Source organism: Flavobacterium aquidurense (genome assembly GCF_031458035.1).
Taxonomy (GTDB): Bacteria; Bacteroidota; Bacteroidia; order Flavobacteriales; family Flavobacteriaceae; genus Flavobacterium; species Flavobacterium aquidurense_C.
In genome coordinates, this window is sequence record NZ_JAVDXR010000007.1 from 133485 (window position 1) to 153768 (window position 20284).

Genomic DNA, 20284 nt, shown 5'->3' on the forward strand with positions numbered 1-20284 from the left:
ATTACATTTGGCGTTTTACAGGTCCTGAGATTGAATCTATATCTTCTTTTACTTTGTCGATTTCTGTAGCGGTATCGCCTAACAAATTACCAGTGATATTAGTGGTATCGCCCAGCAAATTCGTTTTTGCATCGTTAATCTGGGCATTAATATTTCCTGTAATATCTGTTAAAGATTTTGTATCAAGACCATTTGACTCTGCTCCTTTTTGAATTTCGCTTTTAATGTCGTTGGTTGCATTTTTTAATTGCGCCATAGCTTTTCCCATTGTACGCGCTATTTCCGGCACTTTATCAGAACCAAAAAGCATTAGCACTATAAACAGTATGAAAACTAATTCCCCTCCTCCTATACCAAACATATCTTATATTTTAATGTGCCACAAAGATATTAAAATTTGTAGCGGACTGTTTTAAAATTTACTTAAAAAAAAAAGACTCTTTTCAGAGTCTTTTTTAGTTTTATCCTTAATCAAATTTTGATTTCTCTTCTACTTTTGGCCAAGAGTTATTGGTTACATCAATATCAGCTGTCATCAATTTTGGATCTATCTGAATGCTTTTGATTGCTTTTGCAGTTGCATAAACTTTCTTAGCAGTATCATTGTTCTTTCTCCAGATTTGTGCCGGATACTGGAAGTTTTGTTTGGAACCATCTTCGTAAGTGATCTCCACTAAAATTGGCATAATCATTCCGCCAGGTTTGTTAAACTCAACTTCGTAGAAATATTTAGGCGATTTTAAACTTGCTTTTTCTTCAGCAGTAAAAGTTTGGTTTACATAATCTGCCAATAATTTTACGTCATCAACCTGTAATGCTTTTTTCTTAGAAGCACTTACCTCAGCATTGTCGCTTGAAACCAAATAAACGAATGGTCCTTTATCAAATCCGAAACGTCCTTTTCTAACTTTTACATCTTTAATATCCGCTGTTGGAGTATCAGAAACATAATATTGTTTTACATCTTTAATTCCGATATCTACGAAATCAGTTGAATAAAACCATCCTCTGAAAAACCAATCTAAATCTACTGCCGAAGCATCTTCCATCGTTCTGAAGAAATCTTCAGGAGTTGGGTGCTTGAACTTCCATCTGTTTGCATATGTTCTGAAAGCATAATCAAACAATTCTCTTCCCATAACTACTTCTCTCAAAATATTAAGACCCGTAGCTGGTTTTCCGTAAGCGTTATTTCCAAATTGAGCAATTGTTTCAGAGTTAGACATAATTGGTTCTAAAAACTTTTGATCTCCACTCATATAAGGAACAATATTTTTCGCAGGCCCACGTCTTGAAGGGAAATTTGAATCTAATTCCTGTTCAGCCAAATATTCTAAAAATGAATTTAAACCTTCATCCATCCAAGTCCATTGACGCTCGTCTGAGTTTACAATCATTGGGAAGAAAGTGTGTCCAACTTCGTGGATTACAACACCAATCATTCCGTTTTTAATCTCTTTACTTGTTACTCCATTTTCGTCAGGACGACCAAAATTCCAGCAAATCATCGGATATTCCATTCCCTGATCTTCCGCAGAAACTGAAACTGCTTTTGGATAAGGATAATCGAAAGTATGAGATGAATAGCTTTTTAAAGTATGCGCTACTGTCATTGTAGACGTTTCTCCCCAAAGCGGATTTGCTTCTTTAGGATAAACAGATTCTGCCATAACAATTTTACCACCCAATTTTACAGCCATTGCATCGTAGATGAATTTTCTTGAAGAAGCAATTCCGAAATCACGTACATTTTTAGCGCTGAATTTCCATGTTTTTTTCTTTTCAGAGAAACCTTTTTCAGCAGCTTCAGCTTCAGCCTGAGTAACAATTACAACAGGTTTATCAAATGATTTTTGAGCCTGCTCATAACGTTTTACTTGTTCTGCAGTAAATACTTCGCTTCTGTTGGTTAATTCTCCTGTTGCATCAATAACGTGATCAGCAGGAACTGTAATATTTACGTCGAAGTTTCCGAAAGGAAGAGCAAACTCTCCACTTCCCCAGAATTGCATATTTTGCCATCCTTCAACATCGTTGTAAACTGCCATTCTTGGATAGAATTGTGCAATTACATATAATTTATTTCCGTCTTTTTCGAATAATTCATAACCTGAACGTCCGCCTTCTTTTCTATAATTGTTGATGTTGTACCACCATTTTATAGCCAATGAGATTTTCTCACCTGGTTTTAAAGGACTTGCCAGATTAATACGCATCATCGTTTCATTGATCGTATAAGACATTGGGTTACCCTTTGCATCTTTTACTTGCTCGATATTAAAACCGCGCTCTAAATCTTTTTTCAAATATTTGCTTGAAAAACCATCTAACGGCAATACCTGGTTGATTTTTTCGCTTTCCGCTAATGGTGCTTGTGTGTTTGCTTTAGCCTGATTTTGATCCAATTGAATCCATAGATATTCTAAACTATCCGGAGAATTGTTCGAATAAGTAATAACCTCAGATCCACTTAATTTTGAATTTTTATCGTCTAATTCGATATCAATTTTATAATCTGCCTGTTGTTGGTAATAAGCAGGACCCGGTGCTCCCGAAGCCGTACGAAACATATTAGGCGTTGCTAATAAGTCATACATCTGGCTGAATTTGTTGGTATCATATTTACCTTGTTGTTTTGGGGCAACAGTAGTAGTGTTTTTTTCCTGAGCCATTAACAAAGCAGGAAAAATTAATAATAATGAAAGTTTTTTCATAAAATGTAATAGAATAATTTTGTCAGGGTGTGAAAATAACAATTAAAATGATAATTCTACCTATTTATTAATACTTTAACAATTCTTTCCTTGAAGATTCTGTAAAAAGCACGCTCTTTTTAGTACCATAAGCTGAAATATGTGTAATGTTCTGCTGTTCAGCGTTCCAGTCAACTAAAATAGTATTGGATATTTCAATTGTTTTAAACTTATCAACGTCTTTTATTCTGGAATAACACACTAATACATCCCCTGCTTCAATTTCTTTAGACAAAAAAGTGATCGGTTTAGATTGACCGTTTATTTTTATGGTGAAATTTTCAGCTAAATATTTTTTAAATAGCTCTAAATCTTCAGGTGTTTCTTTTTCTGTTCCTACCAATGTTTTTTTATGGTATTTTTTTTCCAGTCCGCTATTCAAATCATCAATAAAAATACGGGAGGTAATTTGAATCATTTTCTTTTCGGATGCGTAATTTACCTGAAAAACGCCCATGTAAAATTTATGGAAAGCAAACGAGGATAACGACAAAAATAATACCCCAATTAAGGGGTAGAATAATTTATTTTTCATTTTTAGAAACAGTAACATTCTTAAATTCATTGTTTTTATTGATCATAAATTCGATTAGGTGGAATTTATCATCTGGTTTTAAGTATCTTTTAGATTCAGGATCATTAGAACAATACATCAGAAATAAATCTATTTCATCATCTTTCAAATTTAGTGTTTTATTGAAAAAATCATGAGTGAAATTATCTTTCGCATATTCTGTAAAAGCTATATCACTAATAACTTCCTCTTTGACATCATCATTTTTACGAAGGAGTTTCTTAACATCTTTAAAAATTCGAACAAAATCAGTTCCGTACTTAATCGTTTGATCAGAATACATAACCGTGTTTTTCGCTGTAGACTGATTGTCGTCTTCAAACTGCATGTCTACATATTGCTGTGAATTTTTATCAAGAGATTTTACTTTCAAATCCTTATGGACCAAAACCTCTTTAAGTTGATTATTCACCAAATCTAAAGAAACAGAAAATAGTATTTGCGAGCAATCTTTTTCAGTCAAAACAATTTTTTTAGACTGAAATGCCATCCCCGAGAACAACAATGTGTCTTTGGGTTTTGCCATGATATCAAACAATCCTCCTGAACCAATAAAAGTTCTGGTCTTTGCATTAATATTCATCACATAACCACTCTCAATAGGAAGAGAAGCATTAACCACTTGACCGTGTAGTGATCTTCTTGAATCGTTTTGTCCGAAGGTAATTTGACAAAAGAAGCATAAAATGAGTATTTTCAGGCTATTTTTCATTTTCTAGGATATTTAGATATTTTCTGGCTAATTCGGTTATTAAAAACATACTCATTGTCTTGTTCTTACTATTCAAAGATACGGCAAATTCTGAATCATCTACACAAAATAATTGAAATCCTTTAACATATTCTAGCGGAATTTTCAATCTTTCAGTATAATAATTATCATCAAAAAGGTATTCCAGCTTCCTGAAAAGCATTTCTTTTTTCTCAACATTTACTTCTTTTTTAAGCATAGCGGTACGCCCGGAAATCTTATTTAGCAACTTATCTACAGATGTAGAAGTTGCTGTAAAGACTTTTCTTTCTGCCGGGGTATAAGTTTTTTGTCCCTGCGGAACAATTCCGAGATTTTTAGTGGTAATATCTGCATTTTCATTTACAATAACTTCTTTCAGTTCTATTTGATTAGCAGTCATTTTTATCTGAATTGAAGCAGAATTTAAGTCTTCAATTGTAATTCTATGCTTGAGAGGATCTAAATTAACAGCAGAAAAAACCAAAACATCACCTTCTTTTACAACGATAGAAAACTTACCGTTTTCATCTGTAACAGTCGCAACCTGAGTTATATTATTGATGATATTTACGCCTCCGACAGAAGTTGATTCCTCAAATACCTGCCCCAGAATTTCTTTGGCACCGGAAGTTTGTCCAAATGAAATTTGAGCAATCCATAGAAAAAGAATTAGTAAAGTATTATTTATTTTCACCTGCAAGTATTTCTTTATATTTAACAGCCAACTCTCCTAATAAAAACTCTGTCGAAGTCTTATTTTTCGAATTTAAGATAACCGTAAACTTATCATTTTCTACAGCGTAATACTCAAACCCTTTTACATAATCACCAGGAATTTTTAATATGTTCACGAAATGATCAAGTGAAAACATCTTCTCTAAGAGTTTCATAAAATATTCCTTTTGCTCCACAACCAATTCTTTTTTAAGCATTTTTGTCCTGCCCGATAAAAAATTTAAAAATGGGTCCGCAGAAATCGAACCACCCGCCATTCCACTTACGCTTGCAGTCGCGTCTAAAGCTGTAGCAGTACGTAGTTTTCTTTCGCTTTCTGTATATGTTTTCTGATTTGAAGGAACAATACCTAAATTTCTGGCATTAATATTATCATATCGCTTTACAATTACTTCCTGTAGTTGATGCATGACAAGACCTAGCTTAACTGTAAAATTAAGACTCGTAAAATCATCATTTGCCAGCAAAACTCTGTTTTCTTTAAATTGAATAGAAGAAAAAACAAGTGTATCTCCTGGTTTAGCAAGAATTGAAAAACCACCATCAGTATCTGTAGTTGTCATGACTTCGGTTTTTGCATTTACCACATAAACACCTTCCAAATCATTTGTATTGGAAATGATTTTACCGCTTATAATAGAACGATCCTGATTCTGAGACCATGAAGTCTGACTCAAAACAACAATCAAAATGCATAAAATTTTGTTGATCAAAATAAAAAAAAATAAAATTATCGTTAAAAGTGTAAAAATATCTTAATGTGTTCCAAATTTAGTATTAACGGCTTGGTAAAAATTTGTTAATTAAACCCCGATTCCCTAGTCTTAAAAAAGAGTTTTTAATACCTTTAACATAAACAATCTGAGTTTAAATTTTATGAAAAGCATTATTATTGCCAGCACTTCTACCTTACACGGAGGCAGTTATTTAGAATACCTATTACCTACTTTAAAAATTCATTATAAAAATTGCAAAAGCATTTTATTTATTCCTTTCGCACGTCCAGGCGGGATTTCACATAATGATTACACCGAAAAAGTTGCACAGGCATTTGCAGGTATCCACATTTCCGTAAAAGGAATTCACGAGTTTGAAAGTCCGGAAAATGCAATTAAAAATGCAGAAGGAATATTCACTGGCGGAGGAAATACTTTTTTGCTGGTAACACAATTATACCAAAATAACATTATGCAGCTTCTTGCTGAAACTGTAAAAAACGGAACTCCTTATGTAGGAACGAGCGCCGGAAGCAATATTTGCGGCCTATCTATGCAAACAACCAATGATATGCCGATTATTTACCCACCAAGTTTTCAAACTTTAGGATTAATTCCTTTCAATTTAAATCCGCATTATCTAGATCCGGATTTGCAATCTAACCACATGGGAGAAACGCGCGAAACCAGAATAAAGGAGTTTCATGCTTTTAATGCAATTCCTGTTTTGGGCTTAAGAGAAGGAAGCTGGCTGGAAGTAAAAGGAGAAAAAATAACTTTAAAAGGAAGTCTGACCGCTCGTTTATTCAAACAAAATCAAAGTCCGATTGAATTAGAAACCGAAAGCGATTTGAGCAACTTAAAATAGAAATTCCAAGTTTTAAAATTCCAAATTCCAAATCTTTACATTCATTTGTCTTAAACCTGGAATTTGGAATTTCAAAATATTGGGATTTACAATAACCGTTTAAAAGCAAAAAATCCCCAAACAAATGTTTGAGGATTTTTGAAGAGCGAAAGACGAGGCTCGAACTCGCGACAACCAGCTTGGAAGGCTGGAGCTCTACCAACTGAGCTACTTTCGCATTAACAGGGTGCAAATATAAATAATTAAATCATTTAAAAAAATAAAAATCAATAATTATTCAACTTTGATAAAAAAACCGAAACATTTAAGTTCCGGTTTTTTAGAGCGAAAGACGAGGCTCGAACTCGCGACAACCAGCTTGGAAGGCTGGAGCTCTACCAACTGAGCTACTTTCGCATTACTGGTGCAAATATAAAAAATAAGTTCAGTTCAAAACAAGCTTTTTTTCAAAAAAAATGAATTAAAAACAACAATTTCTTATAACCTATTTAAAACTAAAAAGTTATAGAGACAATTATTTTTCACAATTATGATTCAAATTAAAGAAATACCTTCAAAAGAAACCTATATCGTTCGTCAACCGGTTCTCAGAAAAGGAAAACCTATAGAAAGTTGTATCTTTGAAGGAGACGATTTAGACACTACACATCACTTTGGTCTATTTGACAATGAAAATTTAACAGGAATTATTTCACTTTTCAAACAAATCAATACTACCTTTGCCGAAAAGAATCAGGCTCAGATTCGCGGCATGGCAGTTTTGGAAACACATCAGAAAAAAGGTTTTGGCGAAGCCCTGGTAAAATATTGCGAAGAATACTGCATCGAAGAAAATGTAGATTTAATTTGGTTTAATGCCAGAACAGCTGCCGTTGGATTTTACAAAAAAATGAATTATCAAACCATTGGCGAAGCTTTTGATATCAAAGATGTAGGCGAACATTCTCTAATGTTTAAAAAATTATAAAATGAAGAAATTTTACTTTCTTATAGTAGTATGCATTTTTATGAGTTGCAAAAAGGAAGAACCAAAAGTTATTCCTGTAAAAAAAGCAATTCCACCTCCGGCAATCCTATTAACTGATGAAAGAAAAGTTTCTATTGACACTGTATTAATTGGTGTTTTTAAAAGCAAAACACTCGAAGAATTTTACAACTCCTCCAACCATCAAACCGTTTGGGGCAATCTAAAAAAGAGAACGTATGTCTTGTCACAATTAAAAGATTGCGAAAAACTAGGCTTAAATCCAGACGATTACAAATTTAAAGAACTTGAAAAATACGAAAAAAGAGTGAGCTCCCTTAATGATAAAGAATTAGCCACTTACGATATTTTACTTACTTATAATTTTGAATTGTACCTAAATAATTTGTTCAAAGGAAAACTAGATCCCAAAAAATTATACACAGATTGGGATCTTGCAGAAAAAACATTAGATGTTAATAGTGTTTTAATAAAGGCTTTTAACAAAAATAAACTAGACAGCATTGTCGAATATATTCAACCGAAATCACAAACGTACAAACAGCTTTTAAAAGCACTTGAAATTATCAATACGTTTCCTGAAGAAAATATTGGACCGATTAAATTCGACTCTTTAACAAAGAAAATAACTTTAAATGACACAAATCCTGCCTTAAGAAACATCAAGAAAAGACTTTTGTTTTGGGGAGATTTGTCCGGAAAAGATACTTTGTCCACTATTTATAATAAAAGGACCTTTGATGCCGTAAAGATTTTTCAGGAAAGACATGGCTTAACTTCAGACGGTGTTATTGGTCAGGGGACAATTAGTGCTTTAAATTATTCCAAAGAAAAAAGGAAACAGCAAATTATTGCCAATTTAGAACGATGGCGATGGTATAATAATGACTTTGCCGAAAATTATTTCATTATCAACATTCCGAATTATAGCTTAAATGTTGTTGAAAGTCAAGACACTACTTTAACACGTAATATTGTGGTTGGAACCAGCAAAAGAAAAACACCTATTATCACTTCTGTATTAAAGACCGTGGTATTTAACCCAACCTGGACTGTTCCTCCAACAATTTTAAAAGAAGATGTAGTTCCCGCCATGAAGCTTAATCGCAATTATTTAAAAAATAAAAATATTACGATTTATGATACAGCTGGTAATGAAGTTAATCCTGCAAAATGGAATGAAAATAAACCTCATAGTTATAAATACGTTCAAAGTCCGGGCGCAAATAATTCGTTAGGATTAATGAAAATATTATTTCCAAATCACCATAGTGTTTATCTGCATGACACAAATCATCGTAATTATTTTGGGAGAAACAATCGTTCCTTAAGTTCTGGCTGTGTTCGTATTGAAAATCCATTAGAACTGGCAGAACATATTTTAAATGATACTATAGCGACCACTTGGCCCAAAGAAAAAATTGATTCCATCATAGAAACCAAAATAACAACCTACGCTAAAATAACAAAAAAGTATGCCTTATACCAATGGTACTGGACAGCCTGGAGCAAAAAAAATCAGCTCATTTTTAGAGCTGATATTTATAATTTAGATCAGGATTTGTATAATAAACTAAGAAATTAGTTTTTCTTCCATCGCAAAACTTCTTGACGGATGGTAGATATACAAACAAGATTTATCTTTTATTGTTTGAATTATTTTATTGGTCAACTCAAAAGGAATCGCCGGACAGCCCTGACTTCTTCCTAATCTCTTATTATTTCTGATAAAAGATTCTGAGACGTAATCAGCTCCGTGCATCACAACTCCTCTTCCGCGCGCATGGTCATTCACACCGTTTTCTAAGCCGTCTAAACGTAAAGAAGCACCGTGTTTTCCCTGGTAAATTTCACCAGTTGAGTAAAAACCTAAACTGCTTTTATATGACGAATCTGAATTTGAAAATGCTGAAGCATATTCTTCTCCGGTATTTCTTCCGTGAGCTACCAAAGACTGAAATAAAATAGTATTTGTTGCCAGGTCAATTACCCAAAGACGTTTGGTGTTAGACGACAAGCTGAAATCAATCAACGTTAAAATATCTTTTTGAATTTTTCCTTTTTCTTTCAGCAAATAAAATCCTTTTAAGGCTTCGGAAAAAGTCTTAAGTTCTGGCAACTGAAAACTGTTAGTGTTCAAAGTATTGTAAACACTTTCAATTTTAGCATCGACAGTAAGTGTTACAACTTTTGCAATACTTTTACTTGTTTCTTTTTTAATTTCGGAAGTGCTTTTTGAATCTTTTCCAAAAGATAATAGCAAAAACACAAATAGAGGATATATTTTGTAAATCATTGAATTTCTTTAGGTTAAACAAAAGGTTTGGGTTTGGCAAAAGTATAAAAAAAATATAGTTGTCAAAATAGAAGCCTGTAAATCAGCCACTTTTTGTTGAAACTTTAACAAAAACAAAGTAAATAATTAGCATTTCAGTCAAAAACATTTCCTTTTTGTAAGATATTTAGCTATACTTAAAACCCTATCAGTTTTAGTCAATTTCTTAAAATTAGTATAACTTCGCAGCGTTTTTAAAATTAAGACTGTAACAAATATTACAAAAGACTGTCTATTAATCCAACCACTAAGGTTTCAGACATTCCATTTTCCAAAAATTCATGAATAAAATACTTTTTTTTAGTCTTCTACTATCCGCATTTTGGTGTCATAGCCAGAAAAAAGTTTTGCAGGCACAACAAACCCCGCAAAACATAACTATTGACGGAAAATTAGACGAGCCAGCATGGGAAAACGTACCCGTTGCAACAGATTTTATCATGTTTGAACCCGATAACGGGAAACCAATTCCTGACACTAAAAAAACTGACATCAAGGTTTTATACAATAATGACGCCATTTATATTGCTGCGATTATGTATGACGATGAACCGCATAAAATTTTAAAAGAGATTTCGCAACGCGATAACTTTGGAACTGCCGATATTTTTGGAGTTTTTATTAATGGTTTTAATGATGGGCAGCAAAACTTTGAGTTTTTTGTTTCTGCAGCTGATGTTCAGGGCGACTGCATTATGACAGATGCAATTGGAGAAGACTATTCCTGGGATGCCGTTTGGCTCAGCAAAGCCAGAATAACAGATCAAGGATGGGTTGTTGAGATTAAAATTCCGTACGCAGCTTTACGTTTTTCAGGTGAAAACAAGCAAATCTGGGGGATTAATTTTTTCAGAGAAGTAAAAAGAGAACGCAAAAAATATACGTGGAATCTGATTGATACCAAAATTGGAACTTTTACACAACAAAACGGAGAATTGGCGGGAATCGAAAACATCAAACCTCCTACCCGATTATTTTTTATGCCTTACGCTTCTTATTATTTAAATGCCGCGGATGGTCAAAAAACATACGGCACCATGAAAGGCGGTATGGATATTAAGTACGGAATAAATGATGCTTTTACACTCGACGCAATTTTGGTACCTGATTTTGGACAGACTAAATATGATGATCAGATTTTGAATTTGAGTCCGTTTGAACAGCAATTTAATGAAAACAGAGCTTTTTTTACCGAAGGAACTGATTTGTTCAATAAAGGTAATATCTTTTATTCACGAAGAATTGGAGGAGCACCTTCTATAGATCCAGACTTACACGATAATGAGGAAGTTGTTGAAACGGTGCAAAATGTTAATTTAATTAATGCTTTGAAAATTTCAGGAAGAACTAAAAACGGGTTAGGAATTGGGATTTTAAATGCTGTAACCGAAAAAACTTATGCCACTGTAAAAGACACCATTTCGGGCGAAACAAGAAACGTAATTATTGAACCATTGGCTAATTATAACGTTTTGGTCTTAGATCAGCGTTTTCGTAAAAACTCTTCGGTAACATTTATTAATACGAACGTTACACGAAACGGACATTACAGAGACGCCAATGTTTCTGGTCTTGCCTGGGATTTAAATACTAAAGCAAATACCTATAATTTATCCGGAAATGTAAAATACAGCATCATCAATCAAACAGAGGATAAAACAGGTGTTTTTTCAACCATTAGCTTGGCTGAAACTTCCGGAAATTATCGCTATAGTGTAGGTTCTGATTTTGTTACAAAAGATTACGACCCAAATGACCTCGGAATTAACTTTTACAAAAATTATTACAATTTTTACGGAAACGCTAATTACAGAATCCTGAATCCGACAAAGCTTTTTAATAGTTTCAGAGTAAACTACAATATGTATGCTGAATTCAATAAGGAATCTGGAAAAATTCAGGACAACAGCATTAATGCAAATGTAAATTTAAACACTGTCAAAAATAATTATTATGGCGGGGGAATTACTGTTTATCCTATGTTAGTGTGTGATTATTATGAGCCAAGAGCTGAAAATCGTTATGTTATTCTCCCACGAAGAATAGAGGCCTGGGGTAGTATTTCTACAAATTACAATCATAAATTTGCAATAGATATAAATCCGTCAATTTTTGTTGCTGATGAATCCGGAAGAATGTCTTACGGTTTTGATATTGGGCCAAGATATCGTTTTAGTGACAAACTGCTATTAATTTATAATTTTAGTTTTTACAGAAAAAATAATAACAAAGGGTATATAGACAATGTTGATAACGACAACAACGAAAGCACTCCGGAAACTATTGTTTTTGCTAATCGAAATGTAATTACGTACTCGAATACCATTTCAGGAAAATATGCTTTAAACAGCACTATGACACTTAATTTATCACTTCGCCAATATTGGTCGTATGCTGAAAATAAAGACATTCTTGAATTGCAACCAGACGGAACTTTAACACCTTATCCTCAATATACTGAAAATAAAAATTCGAGTTTTAATACCTGGAATGCCGACTTATCCTACTCATGGTGGTTTGCTCCCGGAAGTCAGGTTTCTGTCTTATACCGCAACAGTTCTGACAATTTTGAACGAACAATCGACAAGGACTTTAAAGACAATGTAACGGGCTTGCTTAATAATGATACCTTAAAACATGTTTTTTCAATAAGTGTGAAATATTTTATTGACTATAATGCTGTCAAAAATAAGCTTAGAAAGAGAGCGTAGCGTGAATTAATTTTAAAAAATAAAGCCTTCTTTAATTAAATTATTATTTTTCAATAGCGTTCATTTTATTAAATACAATTGTAGCAAGGTGCTCTTGCAAGTTTTATAAATGGCTTATCTTTGTAAAAAACAAAAAATAATGAACAAGAAAGTTATCCTTATGATTTTAGATGGTTGGGGAAAATCTCCTGACCCTAAAGTATCTGCAATAGACAATGCAAATGTTCCTTTTATAAACAGTCTTTACAAAAATTACCCAAACGCGCAACTTCGTACTGACGGATTAAACGTAGGTTTACCTGAAGGTCAGATGGGAAATAGCGAAGTGGGCCATATGAATCTTGGTGCAGGTAGAATCGTTTATCAGGATTTAGCCAAAATAAATCTGGCAGTTGCACATAAAACACTTGCAAAAGAACAAGTGCTTATTGACGCTTTTACATACGCTAAAGAAAACAATAAAAAAGTACATTTTTTAGGATTAGTTTCTGATGGAGGTGTTCACTCTCACACATCACACTTACGTGGATTAATTGATGCGTCGCAAGAATATGGTTTAGATCAAGTTTATGTTCATGCTTTTACAGACGGACGTGATGTTGATCCAAAATCAGGAGCAAAATACATTCATGATTTAGAAGAACACATTAAAGATACACCGGTAAAAATCGCTTCAATCATTGGCCGTTATTACGCAATGGATCGTGACAAACGCTGGGAACGTGTAAAATTAGCTTACGATTTAGTCGTTAACGGTACCGGAACGCCATCAAAAAATGCAGTTGCAAGTGTTCTTGACAGTTATGCGCACGATGTTACTGACGAATTTATCGCCCCAATCATTATGGTTGACGAGCAGGAAAAACCATTGGCAACAATTGTTGAAGATGATGTTGTAATCTTCTTTAATTTTAGAACTGACAGAGGTCGTGAACTTACAGAAGCACTTTCTCAGCAAGATTTCCACGAGCAAAACATGCACAAATTAAAATTGTATTATGTAACGCTTACCAATTACGACGAAACGTATCAAAATGTAAAAGTTGTTTACAATAAAGATAATATTACCGAAACTCTTGGTGAAGTTTTAGAGAAAGCGGGCAAAAAACAAATTCGTATTGCCGAGACAGAGAAATATCCTCACGTAACGTTTTTCTTTTCTGGCGGAAGAGAAACTCCTTTTGAAGGTGAATCAAGAATTTTGAGAAATTCTCCAAAAGTTGCAACCTACGATTTACAGCCGGAAATGAGTGCTTTCGAATTAAAAGACGCTCTTGTTCCTGAATTAAATAAAGGTGAAGTAGATTTCGTTTGTCTGAATTTTGCTAACGGAGACATGGTTGGTCACACCGGAATCATGGCTGCAGCCATTAAAGCTTGCGAAGCGGTAGATGCTTGCGTAAAAGAAGTTATTGGAGCGGCACTTGCGAACGATTATACTACAATTGTAATTGCCGATCACGGAAATTGCGAAACTATGATCAATCCTGACGGAAGCCCGAATACGGCGCATACAACAAATCCAGTGCCGATTATTTTGGTTGATAAGGAGCTTAAAAATATCAACGATGGTGTATTGGGCGACATTGCTCCAACCATTTTAGAATTGATGGGCGTTCAGCAGCCGGCTGCAATGACTTGTCATTCATTATTATAGAAAACCACTTTTTTTAATAGAAAAAGAGACAAGTTTTAGGATTTGTCTCTTTTTTGTTTTTATTCATTTTCACCATATAAGTTATATAAGTTCATTTAAAAAGAATACTTAGAAAAGAATTACTTATATAACTTATATGGTTTAAAATAATCATATTACAAAATAATGATACGTCCATTCGACACCATAAATTATAATTCCAATTAAGCCACCAACCAAAGTTCCGTTGATTCTGATATACTGCAAATCTTTTCCTATTTCTAATTCTAATTTTTCAGAAACCTCTCTCCCATCCCAGCTTTTTACGGTTGAAGAAATTAAATCGCCGATTACTTTTTTGTTATTCAGAAGTACTTCTAATAAATCATTTTTGATAAAATTATTAATTTTGTCAATCATCAGTGAATCCTCTTTGATCCCGTTTCCAAAACCCTGAATTAAACTGGCTATACTTTTTTTAATAGAAGATTCATCTCCTTTTTCTAAATCATTGGAAATCGATAATTTGATTTCATCCCAAATTCCGTTGATGTAATCCTGAACTTCTTTTTTGCCGGCAAAACCAAGAATTAAATTGTTGATTTTGATTCTCATTTCTTCGGAATTTTTGACTTTATCAAGAAAATCATAAACATATTCGTCGATTTTGATTCTGACCGCACTTTCTGGATTTTTTGCTTCATCTAAAAACTCGGCCAATCCTTTAAAAACACCTTCTGAAATACTTTTATCGGCGAGACCAAAACTCAAAAAAGGTGTAGATTCTTTTACTTTCTTCCGAATCAGATCTTTATTATTAGCCAATTCCGAACTCATTACTTCGACGAGATTCGTTAGCAGCTGATCTTTCATATTTCCTTTCTGTAAAGGCTCCAAAGCCAGCGCAACCCAATCTCCAAAATTTATCCCTTCTAATTTTTCTTTAAATTGAACCTGAATAAATCGCTTTACATCTTCATCTTTTATTGTTTTTAGAATTCCGGGAAGAACATGCAACGCAATCGAATCGGCAATTTTATCGGCATTTTCTTCATGTGAAAGCCAATCTGACGCTTTCGTCGCAAAGTTGAATTCTTCCAGTTTAATTTCTAATTTTTCCCGATTTAGAAATTCTTCTGAAACAAAATTTCCGAGGTTTTCTCCAATTTCATTTTTCTTTGTTGGAATAATTGCGGTATGCCAAATCGGAATTCCAAGCGGATGGCGAAATAATGCGACAACTGCAAACCAATCGGCAATTCCGCCAACCATTGCTGCCTCGCTAAAAGCCTGAAGTATTGGAATTTTAAAATAAATAGCAATAATAAACAAAAGTACCGCGAATCCTAAAAGGGACAAAGCGCTCGCTTTCATTTTTCGTAAAGCTTTTAATTTAACTATATCCTGATCTGTTGAAGTTTCCATGATTTTAAACGTTTTTAACTACTAATTTACGTTTTTTCTCTCAAATAATAAGCTGAAAAACTTTGAAATCAATGAGCATAAAAAAAGGTTTGCCACGAATTTCTCCAATTTTCACTAATTTTTTCTTTCCCAAACTACAGAAACAATGCATTCTCAAAATTCAATTTCTATATAACAAATGAATTCGTGCTAATTCGTGAAATTCGTGGCAAAAAAATAATATTAAAATTGTACTTTTGCGAACTGAAAATCTGAAAAATATGATTATCCAAAAAAGTAGAGAAGAAATTGAATTAATGCGCGAAAGTGCGTTAATCGTATCTAAAACATTAGGAATGATTGCTTCTGAAATTAAAGAAGGAGTTACCACATTATATCTTGACAAATTAGCCGAGGAATTTATTCGTGATCATGGTGCAGTACCAAGTTTTCTTGGGTTGTATGATTTCCCGAATTCACTTTGTATGAGTCCGAATGCACAAGTTGTACACGGAATTCCAAACAATACACCTCTAAAAAACGGTGATGTTATTTCGGTAGATTGTGGTGCGTTCAAAAATGGATATCACGGAGATCATGCTTATAGTTTTGAAATTGGAGAAGTTGCTCCGGAAGTTAAAAAACTATTGAAAGTGACTAAAGAATCTCTTTATGTAGGTATCAGAGAATTTAAGGCTGGAAATCGTGTTGAAGACGTTGGAAATGCGATTCAAAAATATACAGAATCTCACGGATACGGAGTGGTTCGTGAATTGGTAGGTCACGGTTTAGGGCAAAAAATGCACGAAGAACCAGAAATGCCAAACTACGGAAAACGTGGTCGCGGAAAACTTTTTGTTGAAGGAATGGTCGTTGCGATCGAGCCAATGATTAACATGGGAACAAGAAATATCAAACAATTAAAAGACGGCTGGACAATTCTTACCGCTGACGGAAAACCAAGTGCGCATTTCGAACACGATGTTGCATTGATTGATGGAAAACCAGAATTATTATCGACTTTTCAATACATCTACAAAGCATTAGGAATCGAAAGCAACGAAGAAGACGAATTCAGACAAGTGCCTTTAGTTTTATAGTTATTCCACAGAGATTCACAAAGATATACGCCAAGATTCACAAAATTATTTATTTTACAAGCCGATTAAATGTTTGAAGAAAACAATGAATCTCGTAATAGATTAGATGCAATTACATATAAAATTATTGGTTTAGCGATTGAAGTGCACAAACAGCTTGGTCCTGGTTTATTAGAATCCGCTTATCAGGAATGTTTATATTATGAAATAGTAAATGCCGGCTTGACGGTTGAAAGACAAAAAGTTTTACCAATTATTTATAAAGACATAAAACTTGATCATGGATATCGACTTAATTTATTAATCGAAAATACGATTGTAATTGAATTGAAAACTGTCGAAGCATTTACAGATGTCCATTTTGCACAAATATTGACTTATTTAAAACTAGGAAATTATCCATTAGGATTACTTATTAACTTTGATTCAAAAATTTTAAAAAATAATATCAAAAGATTTATAAACACTTTGTGAAACTCTGTGTCTCCTTTGTGCAACTTTGCGAAACAGCCCCCTATGAAGAAACTATTTAAATTAGTACTTAATACAATACCACGTCCATTATTAATTCGTTTGAGTTATGTGGCGCGTCCGATTTTAGCATTATCATTAAAAGGAGATAAATTTACTGATCCGATTGACGGAAAAAGTTTTAGATCGTTTTTGCCTTACGGATACGGAAAACAACGTAATAATGTGCTTTCGCCAAGTACACTTTCTTTAGAAAGACACCGTTTGCTTTGGCTGTATTTAAATGATCAGACTGATTTTTTTACAGCACCCAAAAAAGTACTTCATTTTGCTCCGGAACAGGCTTTTTATAAATTATTCCGCAAGCAAAAAAATCTGGATTATACCACAACCGATTTGTTTTCGCCTTTGGCAGATGTAAAAGCAGACATTTGTAATTTACCTTTTAAAGATAACGAATATGATGTGATTTTATGTAATCACGTTTTAGAGCATATTCCGGATGATACGAAAGCGATGCAGGAATTATTTCGCGTGTTAAAACCAGGAGGAATGGCGATTTTACAAATTCCTCAGGATTTATCAAGAGAAGTTACCTTTGCAGACGATACAATTACAGATCAAAAAGAACGCGCTAAAATTTTCGGCCAATACGATCACGTACGTATTTATGGCCGTGACTATTTTGATAAATTAAGAAGCATTGGTTTTATCGTAATCGAAGAAGATTACACCAATAAAATTGCTCCGGAATTAGTAGAAAAATATTGCCTGGCAAAAGGAGAAATTATTCCGCTTTGCTTCAAAAAGGAAAATTAAAACCTAAAATCCTCTCAGGTCAATAAAATGGCATCTTATTACGTTATATAAATTGTTATATTTACAATCTTACAACGCAATAAGATGCCAAAATTTTTATTTCAAAGTCTATTTTTACTTTTCATTTTTACTTCGGCGACTGCTCAGGAAGTACAAACCGAAGTTACTCCTCCTTATAATATCAAAACGGTTTCATTTGTTCAGAATGGAAGTAATGTAGTTCCGATTTTCGAATTAGGCTCCGTATTTGAATTGCAATTTGATGATTTATTTGGCAATGAAGCCAATTATTATTTTGATATAATTCACTGTGATTACAATTGGGCTCCCTCTGATATTCCGAAAACGGATTATATTCGTGGTTTCGATAATCAGAGAATTACAGATTACTCCAATTCATTTAATACGCTTCAGTCTTTTTCGCATTATCGCCTTTCTTTTCCAAACCAGTTTACAACGCAGTTGCGAATCTCAGGAAACTATATGCTGAGAATTCTGAATGAAGATAAGGAAGTCGTTTTCTCCAGAAAATTCGTTTTATTCGAAAACCATTCGACTGTTGGAGTTGTGGTAAAACGAAGCCGAAACCTCAGCAATATTGATTACAAGCAAAGTCTTGAATTTACAGTACTTTCAAATGATATTGTTTTTCAAACACCTTTGCAAAACGTAAAAGTGCTTTTATTACAAAACAGCGATTTTAGCACGGGTATCAAAAATATTCCTCCGCAATACAATATGGGTAATCAGCTCATTTACAAATACAATACAGAAACACAGTTTTGGGCGGGCAATGAATTTTTATATTTTGAAAATAAAGACATTCGCGCTGCCGCTAATAATGTTGCAAAAATTGGTTCGAGCAATGATGTTTACAGCTCCTATTTGTACACCAATCATGCACGGGCAAACCAAATTTATACTTTATATGAAGATGTAGATGGAAATTTTGTTGTGAAAAACATAAACGGTTTCAACCATGAAATTGAGGCGGATTACGCTTGGGTGTACTTTAGCCTTTCGGCTCCGGCTTTTCAATTAAACAAAGATGTTTATATTGTGGGAATGTTCAATAATTATAGTCTTACTCCCGAATACAAGATGGATTATAATGCAGATAAAGGAGTTTTTGAAAAAGCCGTTATGATCAAACAGGGTTTTACAAATTATATGTATCGGGTAGCTGATAAAAAAGGCAAAATAGATTTTGAAAATGCTATTGATGGTAATTTCTATCAGACAGAAAATGAGTACACTGTGTTAGTTTATTACAAACACAGTTCAGATCGATATGAAAGAGTAATCGGAAAAGGAAATGCAAACTCAATAAATATCACCAATTAAAACATTGTTAAAGGATTTCGTTGAACGATTTTTTTTCGTAAGTTTGCAGCTATAACACACACATATATACTACGTTAGTATGGTTTCTCAAATTACAAGAGGCATAAAAATATCCGTTTTGACTAGTTTTGAAGGAACTTACTTCAAAAACTACAAGATTCATTTTGCCTTTAGTTATGTAGTTACAATCGAAAATCATAGTAAAGATTCTGTACAATTAACTTCTCGTCACTGGGAAATTTTCGACTCTTTGAACGATATCGAAGTAGTGGACGGAGAAGGTGTTATTGGAAAAAAACCGGTCCTGAAACCAGGTGAAAATCACACATATAGTTCAGGCTGTTTATTATCATCTCCTTATGGAGCGATGAAAGGTCATTTTAATATGATTAATTTCACTACTACAAAAACATTCAAAGTAATTGTACCTACTTTTAGAATGTGTGCTCCTTTTGCTATAAACTAATTTATTTCCACTTCTATTATTCCTTCTTTTGTAATGGCGTAGACTTTGTCATTTTCTGTCGGAATAATATACGAGTTTCCCGTAAATTCACCGAAAGCAGGAAAAATCAATTGCTTTGGTTTCAGAAAAAAACAGGGTAAACTTAAAAACTGTCTCCCTAATCCTTTTAATTTTATTCCAGGATGTATATGTCCGCAAAAATTAAAATAATTTTCACTATCTGTTGGATGATGGGTCAATGAAAAACCATTAATTATTAGCTCATTATAAATTTCGATATTCAAATCTGTATAATATCTTTTTGAAATGATATCATGATTTCCTTCCACTAAAATTATTTTCTGGGATCGTTCTTTTATCCAATCCACAAAAAAATCCCATTCAGTATTGATTTTACTGTGAAATAAATCACCCAAAAAAACAATAGTTTCTGAATTAAATATTTCTAAAACCGTTTTCAGACGACTGAAATTTTCAAAAATTGCTTCTTTGGGAATTCCAATGCCGTATTTTCTAAAGTGTGTCACTTTTCCTAAGTGAACATCAGAAATCAGAAGCATCTTTTTTTCCTCCCAAAAAGCAGCACCAGATTGGTGCAGAATAAAATTCTGATTATTAATTACTATTCGCATAA

General features: G+C 33.4%; 19 protein-coding genes and 2 tRNA genes. 10 read left to right on the plus strand and 11 right to left on the minus strand.

Annotated elements, in window-relative coordinates:
- Position 1: 1 nt before the first annotated feature.
- From J2X17_RS12770 to J2X17_RS12795, 6 genes are all read right to left on the minus strand, one after another.
- Positions 2 to 361, minus strand: a complete 360-nt coding sequence (locus tag J2X17_RS12770; protein ID WP_310298554.1) for a Sec-independent protein translocase subunit TatA/TatB — start codon at positions 359 to 361, stop codon at positions 2 to 4.
- Positions 362 to 467: 106 nt separating this feature from the next.
- Positions 468 to 2714 carry a M1 family metallopeptidase gene (locus tag J2X17_RS12775; RefSeq protein ID WP_310298556.1) on the minus strand — a complete coding sequence of 749 codons (2247 nt, stop codon included), beginning with the start codon at positions 2712 to 2714 and terminating at the stop codon, positions 468 to 470.
- 67 nt (positions 2715 to 2781) lie between these two features.
- A complete protein-coding gene (locus tag J2X17_RS12780) occupies positions 2782 to 3288 on the minus strand; it encodes a DUF6702 family protein (protein ID WP_310298558.1) in 507 nt (168 codons plus the stop codon).
- Positions 3278 to 4039: a BamP family beta-barrel-assembly machinery protein gene (locus tag J2X17_RS12785; RefSeq protein ID WP_310298560.1), complete on the minus strand. Its 762-nt coding sequence runs from the start codon at positions 4037 to 4039 to the stop codon at positions 3278 to 3280. The genes J2X17_RS12780 and J2X17_RS12785 overlap by 11 nt, the downstream gene beginning before the upstream one ends.
- Positions 4029 to 4754 (minus strand): carboxypeptidase-like regulatory domain-containing protein, encoded by a 726-nt coding sequence (locus J2X17_RS12790; protein WP_310298562.1) that lies wholly within the window; start codon positions 4752 to 4754, stop codon positions 4029 to 4031. Before J2X17_RS12790 ends, J2X17_RS12785 begins: the two co-directional genes overlap by 11 nt.
- On the minus strand, positions 4741 to 5508 hold the full coding sequence (locus J2X17_RS12795; RefSeq protein WP_310298564.1) for a carboxypeptidase-like regulatory domain-containing protein: 768 nt from the start codon (positions 5506 to 5508) through the stop codon (positions 4741 to 4743). Before J2X17_RS12795 ends, J2X17_RS12790 begins: the two co-directional genes overlap by 14 nt.
- 163 nt (positions 5509 to 5671) lie before the next feature.
- Between J2X17_RS12795 and pepE the strand changes: the two genes are divergently transcribed.
- The gene (gene pepE / locus J2X17_RS12800; protein WP_310298566.1) at positions 5672 to 6379 is read left to right on the plus strand and encodes a dipeptidase PepE; all 708 of its coding nucleotides are present in this window, start codon (positions 5672 to 5674) and stop codon (positions 6377 to 6379) included.
- Between the two features lie 144 nt (positions 6380 to 6523).
- Here the strand turns inward: pepE and J2X17_RS12805 are convergent.
- A tRNA-Gly gene (locus tag J2X17_RS12805) sits at positions 6524 to 6596 on the minus strand.
- A 106-nt stretch (positions 6597 to 6702) separates the two neighbouring features.
- Positions 6703 to 6775: transfer RNA gene (locus J2X17_RS12810), tRNA-Gly, on the minus strand.
- Between the two features lie 133 nt (positions 6776 to 6908).
- Between J2X17_RS12810 and J2X17_RS12815 the strand changes: the two genes are divergently transcribed.
- Together J2X17_RS12815 and J2X17_RS12820 are read left to right on the plus strand one after the other, a co-directional pair.
- Positions 6909 to 7346 carry a GNAT family N-acetyltransferase gene (locus J2X17_RS12815; RefSeq protein ID WP_310298568.1) on the plus strand — a complete coding sequence of 146 codons (438 nt, stop codon included), beginning with the start codon at positions 6909 to 6911 and terminating at the stop codon, positions 7344 to 7346.
- A 1-nt stretch (position 7347) separates the two neighbouring features.
- Positions 7348 to 8949, plus strand: a complete 1602-nt coding sequence (locus J2X17_RS12820; protein ID WP_310298571.1) for a L,D-transpeptidase family protein — start codon at positions 7348 to 7350, stop codon at positions 8947 to 8949.
- Here J2X17_RS12820 and J2X17_RS12825 read toward each other — a convergent pair.
- Positions 8938 to 9660, minus strand: a complete 723-nt coding sequence (locus J2X17_RS12825; RefSeq protein ID WP_310298575.1) for a murein L,D-transpeptidase catalytic domain family protein — start codon at positions 9658 to 9660, stop codon at positions 8938 to 8940. The two genes, J2X17_RS12820 and J2X17_RS12825, sit on opposite strands and share 12 nt — an antisense overlap.
- Positions 9661 to 9980: 320 nt before the next feature.
- Between J2X17_RS12825 and J2X17_RS12830 the strand changes: the two genes are divergently transcribed.
- Together J2X17_RS12830 and gpmI are read left to right on the plus strand one after the other, a co-directional pair.
- Positions 9981 to 12410 (plus strand): DUF5916 domain-containing protein, encoded by a 2430-nt coding sequence (locus tag J2X17_RS12830; RefSeq protein WP_310298577.1) that lies wholly within the window; start codon positions 9981 to 9983, stop codon positions 12408 to 12410.
- Between the two features lie 139 nt (positions 12411 to 12549).
- Positions 12550 to 14067 (plus strand): 2,3-bisphosphoglycerate-independent phosphoglycerate mutase, encoded by a 1518-nt coding sequence (gpmI, locus tag J2X17_RS12835; RefSeq protein ID WP_310298579.1) that lies wholly within the window; start codon positions 12550 to 12552, stop codon positions 14065 to 14067.
- A 150-nt stretch (positions 14068 to 14217) separates the two neighbouring features.
- On the opposite strand, the gene J2X17_RS12840 is transcribed toward gpmI, so the two are convergent.
- On the minus strand, positions 14218 to 15471 hold the full coding sequence (locus J2X17_RS12840; RefSeq protein WP_310298582.1) for a DUF445 domain-containing protein: 1254 nt from the start codon (positions 15469 to 15471) through the stop codon (positions 14218 to 14220).
- Positions 15472 to 15731: 260 nt separating this feature from the next.
- Between J2X17_RS12840 and map the strand changes: the two genes are divergently transcribed.
- The 5 genes from map to apaG all read left to right on the plus strand — a co-directional run bounded on the left by map (position 15732) and on the right by apaG (position 19650).
- The gene (map, locus tag J2X17_RS12845; RefSeq protein ID WP_310298585.1) at positions 15732 to 16550 is read left to right on the plus strand and encodes a type I methionyl aminopeptidase; all 819 of its coding nucleotides are present in this window, start codon (positions 15732 to 15734) and stop codon (positions 16548 to 16550) included.
- A 69-nt stretch (positions 16551 to 16619) separates the two neighbouring features.
- Positions 16620 to 17024 (plus strand): GxxExxY protein, encoded by a 405-nt coding sequence (locus tag J2X17_RS12850; RefSeq protein WP_310298588.1) that lies wholly within the window; start codon positions 16620 to 16622, stop codon positions 17022 to 17024.
- A gap of 42 nt (positions 17025 to 17066) precedes the next feature.
- Entirely contained in the window at positions 17067 to 17840 is a 774-nt protein-coding gene (locus J2X17_RS12855; protein WP_310298592.1) for a methyltransferase domain-containing protein, read from the plus strand.
- A gap of 84 nt (positions 17841 to 17924) precedes the next feature.
- On the plus strand, positions 17925 to 19184 hold the full coding sequence (locus tag J2X17_RS12860; RefSeq protein WP_310298595.1) for a type IX secretion system plug protein: 1260 nt from the start codon (positions 17925 to 17927) through the stop codon (positions 19182 to 19184).
- 79 nt (positions 19185 to 19263) lie between these two features.
- Positions 19264 to 19650 carry a Co2+/Mg2+ efflux protein ApaG gene (gene apaG / locus J2X17_RS12865; protein WP_310298598.1) on the plus strand — a complete coding sequence of 129 codons (387 nt, stop codon included), beginning with the start codon at positions 19264 to 19266 and terminating at the stop codon, positions 19648 to 19650.
- On the opposite strand, the gene pdeM is transcribed toward apaG, so the two are convergent.
- Positions 19647 to 20282: a ligase-associated DNA damage response endonuclease PdeM gene (gene pdeM, locus J2X17_RS12870; protein WP_310298601.1), complete on the minus strand. Its 636-nt coding sequence runs from the start codon at positions 20280 to 20282 to the stop codon at positions 19647 to 19649. The genes apaG and pdeM overlap by 4 nt on opposite strands.
- Positions 20283 to 20284 lie beyond the last annotated feature (2 nt).